The sequence below is a fragment of the Isoptericola sp. NPDC019571 genome, assembly GCF_044389385.1.
GTDB classification, from domain to species: domain Bacteria; phylum Actinomycetota; class Actinomycetes; order Actinomycetales; family Cellulomonadaceae; genus Isoptericola; species Isoptericola nanjingensis.
In genome coordinates, this window is sequence record NZ_JBIRXZ010000016.1 from 39,603 (window position 1) to 47,840 (window position 8,238).

6 protein-coding genes are annotated in these 8,238 nt (G+C 67.3%); 1 reads left to right on the forward strand and 5 read right to left on the reverse strand.

Annotation, left to right across the window (positions count from 1 at the left end):
* Positions 1 to 14: 14 nt before the first annotated feature.
* The 5 genes from ACH443_RS20155 to ACH443_RS20175 form a co-directional block, all read right to left on the reverse strand.
* Positions 15 to 2,342, reverse strand: coding sequence for a rhamnogalacturonan lyase (locus tag ACH443_RS20155; protein ID WP_430591329.1), 2,328 nt, complete (start codon positions 2,340 to 2,342; stop codon positions 15 to 17).
* Positions 2,343 to 2,427: 85 nt separating this feature from the next.
* The gene (locus ACH443_RS20160; protein WP_430591330.1) at positions 2,428 to 3,387 is read right to left on the reverse strand and encodes a carbohydrate ABC transporter permease; all 960 of its coding nucleotides are present in this window, start codon (positions 3,385 to 3,387) and stop codon (positions 2,428 to 2,430) included.
* 13 nt (positions 3,388 to 3,400) lie between these two features.
* Positions 3,401 to 4,369: an ABC transporter permease gene (locus ACH443_RS20165; protein ID WP_430591331.1), complete on the reverse strand. Its 969-nt coding sequence runs from the start codon at positions 4,367 to 4,369 to the stop codon at positions 3,401 to 3,403.
* 5 nt (positions 4,370 to 4,374) lie between these two features.
* Positions 4,375 to 5,922: an ABC transporter substrate-binding protein gene (locus tag ACH443_RS20170; RefSeq protein WP_430591332.1), complete on the reverse strand. Its 1,548-nt coding sequence runs from the start codon at positions 5,920 to 5,922 to the stop codon at positions 4,375 to 4,377.
* A 53-nt stretch (positions 5,923 to 5,975) separates the two neighbouring features.
* Complete coding sequence (locus tag ACH443_RS20175; protein WP_430591333.1) at positions 5,976 to 6,548, reverse strand: YesL family protein; 573 nt, start codon at positions 6,546 to 6,548, stop codon at positions 5,976 to 5,978.
* 271 nt (positions 6,549 to 6,819) lie between these two features.
* On the opposite strand from ACH443_RS20175, the gene ACH443_RS20180 reads away from it, so the two are divergent.
* Positions 6,820 to 7,863, forward strand: a complete 1,044-nt coding sequence (locus ACH443_RS20180; RefSeq protein WP_430591334.1) for a LacI family DNA-binding transcriptional regulator — start codon at positions 6,820 to 6,822, stop codon at positions 7,861 to 7,863.
* Positions 7,864 to 8,238 lie beyond the last annotated feature (375 nt).

The following is an 8,238-nucleotide window of genomic DNA, read 5'->3' on the forward strand; positions in this document are numbered from 1 at the left end:
GTCCCCGGCGTCGGTCAGTCGCTGGGCGTGTCGTAGCGCGGCAGCGGGACGTCGGCCCAGTCGGTGTCCGAGCCGAGGTAGAAGCTCGTGTAGGTGGGCTGGTTGTAGCCGGTCTGCTGGCGGGCGAGCTCGGCGCGGTACTGCACGTCGTGCAGCAGGGTGTAGAGCTTGTGGTCGGTGACCTCGGTGGACGTGTAGATGCGGATCGCGCTGCTGTCCGCGGTGCGCAGCGCCAGCTCCTCGCGCCAGTCGCCGAACAGGTCGCCCACCAGCGACGGGTTGCCCTTGGAGTGGTTGTTGGTGAGGGTGCCGTCGGCGGTCAGGAGGGTGCCGCGGTTCCAGTCCTCGATCCGTGGGGTGTCGACCGTGTCGGTGACCTCGCCGGTGACGATCTGGGTGGTCATGTCGGCCGACCAGCGGATCGACATGTTGGCGCCGGGCTTCGTGTCGCCAAGCTTCTCGCCGGTGGCGGCGTAGAGCGCCTTCGGCTGACTCGCCCCGACTTCCAGGCCCGGGGATCCGGGGACGACGTCGCCGACCATGGCGCGCTCGATGTCCGCCCCGCCGAAGTGTCCGAAGATCGCCGTTCCGTCTTCAGCGCGCCGCAGCACCATGCCGTACGGGGCATTGGAGTTCTCATGGGAGGTGAAGATCTCCAGCCCGGGCCGGGCCGGGTCGATGTCGGCTACGTGCATGGCGTCCCCGTGCCCGAGCGGTCGTACCTCGCCGGGGCGGCTGCTCTCCGGGGGCATGACGTCGCTGGAGCTGTAGAGCAGGCTGCCGTCGTCGTCGAGGGTGGCAGAGCCGTAGACGATCTCTTGCTTGCCGTCACCGTCGACGTCTGCGGCCGACAGCGAGTGGAAGCCTTGTCCTCCCAAGGGCCCCCACTCGGGGTCGTCGGTCGGGGACCAGTCGCCGCCGAAGGGATTCGTGCGCCGTTCCCAGCCGGAGTCGGCCAGCCACCGCTTGGTCAGGTGTCGTCCGTCCCAGTCGTAGGCGGCGACTGTGGCGCGGGTGTAGTAGCCGCGGGAAAAGATCGCCGACGGGTGCCGACCGTCGAGGTAGGCCACGCCGGATAGGAAGCGATCGACGCGGTTGCCGGGCTCGATGCGCGGGTTGGCGTAGTCGCCCCACATCAGGCCGTCGTCGGTGCGCCCCGGCTCGTACGGCACGGTCTCCAGCTCGGAGCCTGTGGCCCCGTCGAAGACGGTCAGGTACTCGGGGCCGGACAGGATGTAGCCCTCGAAGTCCCGCAGCTTGTTCTTGCTGCTGCGCGAGGGGGCGAACACGTCCATGAAGTAGTCCGCCATCGCGCGGGCGTCGGTGTCGGATAGCGGGTAGTCGTACCGCGGCTCGATGCCGAACGCTTCCTCGAGGGTGGCCGGCCAGTTCCCGGCGACGACCTCGGGGTGGGTCGACCAGCCCTTGAACATGTCGACAATGTGCTCGTAGTAGCCGTCGGACGACAGTCGGTAGTCGTCGGCGTGGGTGACGCCCGCCTTGCGGTCCTGCTTCGGGAGGGTGATGTACCGCGACTTCGCCGGGTGGTTGTTCCGGTACGAGGTCGTCTTGGTGCGCGGAGCGGTCTTGAGCATGATCTCGGCGCGTCCGTCGCCGTCGAAGTCGTAGACGAGGAACTGCGTGTAGTGGGCGCCGGCGCGGATGTTGGGTCCGAGCGAAATGCGGTGGCGCAGGGTGCCGTCGAGCTCGTAGGTGTCCAGGAAGACGGGGCCCGTATAGCCGACCTGTGAGACGTCCTTGGAGTTCGACGGCTCCCACTTCACGACGTACTCCAGCTCGCCGTCACCGTCGACGTCCCCGACGCTCATGTCGTTGGCGCCGGACAGGGCCTTGCGGCCGCTCGGCGCGCCGGCGTAGGTGTAAGCCTCCCCGGCCGGGGTGACGCCGTCCGGCGGGCGCTGCAGCGGCAGGTCCACATAGTTCTGCGACCAGGGCCGCACGGTCTCTCCGTGGCCGCGTTCCCGGCCGGCCGTGATCGGCACGACGCGGTAGGTGTCGTCCGTGGTGCCCTCGGGATCGAGGTAGTTCGTGGAGTCGGTGACGGTCGCGACCTTCGTCTTGCCGCGGTAGACGGCAAAGTCGGTACCGGTCAGTCCGCTCTGTCCGTGCCCTGTCGCCTCGTTGCCGAGCAGTCGCCAACTGAGGAACACGCCCTGTTCGGTGGCGGCCGCGACCAACCCGCGGTCGAGATTCTCGAGCTGGACCCGGTGGTGGTGGTCGGCCCCGTGACCGGGGGCGGGGCCGGCGACGGCCGGCGATCCGGCGCTGAGCGCCAGACAGAGCGCGATGCTGGTGGTGGCGATGACTCCTCGTCGAGTCATGAGATGGATCCTTCCTTCGTGCGGTGCGTCGAGAAGGTGCGGGGATGCGCGTGGTCGCGCGGGGATGCGGGTGCCCGGCAGGACGTCAGCCCTTGACCGAGCCGATCAGCATCCCCTTGGCGAAGTGCTTCTGCAGGAACGGGTAGACCAGGAGGATCGGGATCGTCGCCACCACGACCGTGGCGAACTTGATCCCCTGTTCCGGCGGGACGAAGCTCGGATCGAGCTGCCCGACGGTGGAAGCGAGGTCGGTGGAGACGGTCACCTGGCGCACGAACATCTGCAGCGTCCACATGTCCGTGTCGCTGAGGTAGAGCAGGGGCGACTGGAAGTCGTTCCAGATCGCGACCGCGTAGAACAGGGCGAATGTCGCCAGGATCGGCTTGGACAGCGGCAGCACGATGCGGAAGAAGACGCCGATCTCGGTGCAGCCGTCGATCCTGGCGGCCTCCTGCGGTTCGTCGGGAAGCTCCTGGAAGAAGTTCTTGATGATGATCAGGTTGAACGGGCTGATCGCCATCGGGAGGATCAGCGACCAGTACGAGTCGAGCAGCCCGAGCTCCTTGACCACCAGGAACGTGGGGATCATGCCGGCGCTGAACACCATCGTGAAGATGACCAGGCTCAACAGCACGTTTCGCCCGGGCAGGTGTCGGTTGGCCAGCGGGTAGGCCATCGTCGTGGTCAGCGCGAGCTGCACGATCGTCCCTACGACTGTCACCCCGATCGTTACGAGCAGGCTCCGGAGGAACGTGTCCGTCGAGAAGATGTAGGTGTACGACGACAGGTCGACGTCGTGGGGCCACAGGAAGAACGGGCGGCTGGCCAGCTCGGCCTCGCCGGCGAACGACCCGGCGATGACGTACAGGAACGGCAGCAGCGTCACGACCGCCAGGCCGATCAGGACGGCGATGTTGACGCCGTCGAAGACGCGCGATCCGAGCGAGGTGCGCAGCCGGCGGCCCGCACCCGGCGCAGGCCGCGGATCGTGCCCGGGGCCAGCCGCGGGTGCCTGACGCTGGTCGGGAGGGTTGAGCGTGCTCACGCGTGCACCTTTCTCAGAACAGGCCGCGCTGGCCGAGCCGGCGCGCGATCCAGTTGGACCCGAAGACGAGGACGACGCCGATCACGGCCTTGAACATCCCCACGGCCGTCGAGTAGCTGTAGGAGCCCTGCTCGATGCCGGTGAAGTAGACGTAGGTGTCGAACACGTCGGCGACCGAGCGGTTGAGGCTGTTGGTCATCAGGTAGATCTGCTCGAACCCGGTGTCCATGAAGTTGCCCATCTGCAGGATGGCCATCACGACGACGGTGCTGGCGATGGCCGGCAGGGTGACGTGCCACAGCTGCTGGGCGCGGTTGGCACCGTCGATGCGGGCGGCCTCGTACAGGGTGGGGTCGACGGCGGTCAGCGCTGCGAGGTAGATGATCGTGCCCCACCCGGTCGACTTCCACAGGGTCTGCAGGATGATCAGCGGACGGAACCACTCCGGGTCGGTCAGGAACGCGATGTTCCCACCCGTGAGGTCGTTGACGAACGACGTGATCGCGCCGACGTCGAGCGCGAACAGCAGGTAGGTCAGCGACGCGACGATCGTCCACGACAGGAAGTGCGGGATGTAGATCAGTGACTGCACCGACCGCTTGAGGACCTTCAGCCGCAGCTCGTTGAGCAGCAGGGCCACGATGATCGGCGCCGGGAAGACCACCACGACGTTCAGTAGCGCCAGGATGAGTGTGTTGCTCATCAGGCGGGGGAAGTCCGGGCTGGCGAACAGCGTCTGGAAGTGCTCCAGTCCGACCCACGGGCTCTCCGAGATCCCGAGGAACGGCAGGTAGTCCTGGAACGCGATGACCAGCCCGAACATCGGGGTGTACCGGAAGAGGGCGAAGTACAGCAGCCCGGGCAGCAGCAGGAGATAGAGCCAGCGGTAGCGCAGCAGCCGCGTTCCGAGACCGACCTTGCGGACGGTGAAGGGCGGGACCTGCTCGGTCGGGGCTGCAGGGTGTGCCCTGGCTTCGGTCACGGCGCTCACTGCTGTGCCGCGAGGTCGTTGATCTCGGCGACGATCTGGTCACCGCCCGAGGCGTGCCAGCGCTCGATCTCCTTGCGGTAGCCCGCCTCGTCGATCTGACCGGCGATGAACTTGACGCGGGCGTCACCGATGATCTGGTTCAGCACGGCGCCCTGCTTGATCTCCGTCTCGGAGACCAGGCCGGCGGCCGCGTTGTACACGGCGGTCTTCAGATCCCGCGCGCGCAGCTCGTCGCGCCGGGCGTACTGCTCCTCCAGGCCCTTCGAGCCGGGCTTGACCAGCGGGACGGTGGTGCCGTTGACGCCGGTGTACATCTGGTAGAACGCCTGGGAGGCGTCGTTGAAGATGACCTCGGCCTCAGCGCCCTCGACCGGGACGTAGAACTCGCCGTCCAGCGTGTAGCTCTTGCCCTCGATACCGATCGCCTGCAGGTTCTGCCCCTCAGGGGTATTGAGCTGGTCGAGGACGGTCAGGACGCCCTTGAGCTCCTCCTCAGTCCTCACGCTCTGACGCGAGATGGCGAGGAACCCGCTGTAGCCGGGCGTGGGGAACGAGTGGCGGTCGCCGGCCGGCCCCGTCAGGTTGCCGGCGTTGGCGATGTAGGAGTACCCGTTGCCCGGGTCCTTCTCGTCGAAGAGCTTCGCGTACGCCGGCATCGCGTCGTCCGTCGAGACGGTGATGCCGCCCTTGCCCGTGAAGAACCCGTTGTCGAGGTCGACGGTCGTGAGGGTGGCGAAGTCGGCGTTGAGCAGACCGTCCTTGCGCATCGAGGCCAGGAAGCGCTGGGCCTCGAAGAACTCCTCGGTGTCGAAGGCAGGAACCAGCTTGCCGTCCCGCTCACCCCACAGGTTCGGGGAGCCGAACCAGGACTCGATCATCTCGTACGGGCTGTCTCCCCCGTAGGTCGCACCCCACTGCGACAGAAGCATGCCCGCGTTCTTCTTCCCACCTGGCCGCTCCTCGACGAAGGCCTGCGCCACGGTGCGAAGCTCGTCGACCGACTCGGGGACGTCGAGTCCGAGCTCGTCCAGCCAGTCAGCCCGGAACAGTGCACAGGCGCGCATCGGGTCGCGACGGCGGAACACGCCGTACTGAACACCGTTGATCGATGCGGCCTGCGCCACCTGCGAATCCGCGGCGACCAGGTTCTTGTAGGCGCTGAGCTTGTCGGTCAGGTCCCAGAAGGCGCCCGCCTGGGCGGAACGGACGAACGCCGGATCCTTCTTCATCATCGCCATGACCTGAGGCAGCTCGTCCGACGCCATCGTCACCGTGACGCGATCCGGATAATCAGCGGCCGGGACCCACGTGACGTCAAGGTCACGTCCGATGAACTTCGTGATCGCCTTCTGCAGCTCGCCCTGGGCGTCGGGAGCCGTGGCGAAGGCGGGCAGCATCACGGTGAGTGCTCCTGTGCTCTCGCTGCCGCCGTTCTTGCTTGGACCGCAGCCGGCGAGCACGAGGGCGACCGTGGCGAGCGAACCGGCCATGAAGGTGCGCCGGCCGACCGCCGAGTCCATGAGGTTCCGGTCGAGTGTGGACATGGGGGCCTCCGCAGTTGGTGGACGCGTCGATGCGCCCGAGGACGAATGGGATGTCAGTGGTCAGCGCGACGAGCGAGGCGGGCCTCGTTGTCGGCAAAGGTGCGCAGTCCGAGCCAGGTGCTCACGTAGAGCCAGGCGCCGAACGTGATCACCAGGAGCAGGACGGGCAGCCGCTGCGACGCATACGTCAGCACGCTCAAGACGAACAGCAGCAGGACGGATGGCAGCGGGTTCGACAGCGTCAACCGCACTGCTGTTACCAGGAAACGTGCGCGCGAGACGTCGTAGTGCACGTAGAGGGACGGGAGCCAGCATCCGACTGCCGAGACCATAAGGAGCCCGGCGAGCGTCGCGAGACGCGGTGTGGAGGCCTGAGGTCCGGACACGGAGTACGCCGCGTAGTTCCACGCAAGGACGGCGAGGACCAGCAGGTGCGGCAGGAGAGTCAGGTTGGCGCCGAGGAACTCCGAACGCCAGGTCTGCGCGAACGTGACCGCCGGCCGATGCAGGCGCCCCTTCTCGTGCTCGCGCACGCACCTGGCTGCGGCGACGCTCGCCGGTGCCACCCCGAAGACGACGCCGCCGAGCAGGGCAAAGGCGATCCACATCGCGTTGAGCTGCGCCATTAAAGAGATGACGGCGCACGCGTCGTGCAGGCGGATCGTCCAGTGCTCCCTGGGCCGATCTGTCCCTACTGCGGCCTGGGGGCGTGCCACATCAGCCTGACTCATGCGTTCTCACCTCTTCGTCGAAGCGTCTGGGCGGACCGTTCCGCCACGAAGCAAGGTTTGGAAACACATTCCGTTCGTTTCCTTGCTGGACGGTAGACCCGGTTGAATCGTGCGGTCAAGCCGGCTAACGCAGAAACTTTCGGAAATCTGCGCTACGCTCGTGGACGTGTCTGATCTGAAACGCGTGACAGCACGCGACGTGGCAACGCTGGCCGGCGTCTCGCCCGCGACGGTCTCCAAGGCGCTCTCCGGCAAAGGGTCGGTCCACCCAGACACCCGCGACCGGATCCTTGCGGCGGCGAGCGAGCTAGGCCTTCGCAGCGGCGTCGACCACCAGCGGGAACCGGCAAGTCGCAACCTCACGGTCGGACTGGTCACTCGGGATCCGTTCGACCGACGGACCTCGCCGGTGCTCCTCGGAGTGCTCGAGACCTTCACCGAGCACGACATCGCATTCCTCGTGTGCGACGGGCGTGGCGATCCCATCCGTGAGCAGCACTTCGTCGACTCGCTCATGCGACGCGAGGTCGACGGCATCCTCGTGGCCGGCGGCGGTCGCGGGAGCTTCTCCCGCGCCCCGCTTCGCGGCGTCCGCGATGATGTCCCGGTTGTCTATATGATGACGGCCTCGACCCAGCCGGACGACGCCTCGGTGATCCCCGACAACCGCGGTGGCGCAGAACTGGCCGCCCGACATCTGCTCGCCACCGGCCGACGGCGCATCACTTGCATCCTCGGCCCTCGCGGCGAGCAGGCGGCACGACTCAAGGCGGACGCCACCCGCGCCGTCCTCGCGGAGCACGGCCTGGAGCTCGCCACCGAACCGCTCTACGGCCAGTGGGACGAACAGTGGGGACGACAGGCCGCGCTCCAGCTCGTCCACAGCCAAGCCGACGTCGACGGGATCGTGTGCGGGAACGACGTCATCGCGCGTGGCGCCACGAACGCGCTTCAGGCTGCCGGCGTCGCCGTCCCCGACAGCATCGGAGTGATCGGCTTCGACAACTGGGATGTCATGGTCGAAGGAAACCGCCCCCGGCTGTCGACTATCGACCTCAACCTCCCCGACGTGGGTCGCAGAGCCGCTGAAGTGATGGTCCGAGCCATCCACGACGGCACCCAGTCTCACGGGACAATCACCGTCGAAGCCCACCTGGTTCCTCGGGAGTCCACCGCTGCGCCAGCAGGGGCGCGTGCAGATCGACGCTGAACGTTCCTGGCCCTGCCGACGACCGCGCCCTTCCGGGCGGGTGGCTGTCGACAGGACCAGGAGGTGCTCCTGCGGTGGGGTTGCAGTCTGCCTGCGCGCACGCAGATCCGGGCCTACTCCCCCACAACCACCGACTGGACCTCGTTGATGCGCCCGGCGTCGGTGATGACCCAGACGTCCGAGTCCGTGTAGTCGCTCGCGCTGTGGCTGAGGATGACGGTCATGTACGGGGCCTCCCGCGCGTGGTCCGCGAGCACCTCCGCGCGGTTCCTGTGCGCGAGGGACTGCTGCAGGATCGGTTGACACCGGGTGAGTGGTGATCATGCCGCAAGGGCGGCGTTCTGGGTGGTGAAGGCGAGTTCGTACTCGACTGGG

Excerpts from the sequence above, each read along its gene's own strand:
- ACH443_RS20155 (WP_430591329.1), bottom strand. The coding sequence starts at position 2,342 with ATGACTCGACGAGGAGTCATCGCCACCACCAGCATCGCGCTCTGTCTG.
- ACH443_RS20175 (WP_430591333.1), bottom strand. The coding sequence starts at position 6,548 with ATGGCGCAGCTCAACGCGATGTGGATCGCCTTTGCCCTGCTCGGCGGC.
- ACH443_RS20170 (WP_430591332.1), bottom strand. The coding sequence starts at position 5,922 with ATGTCCACACTCGACCGGAACCTCATGGACTCGGCGGTCGGCCGGCGC.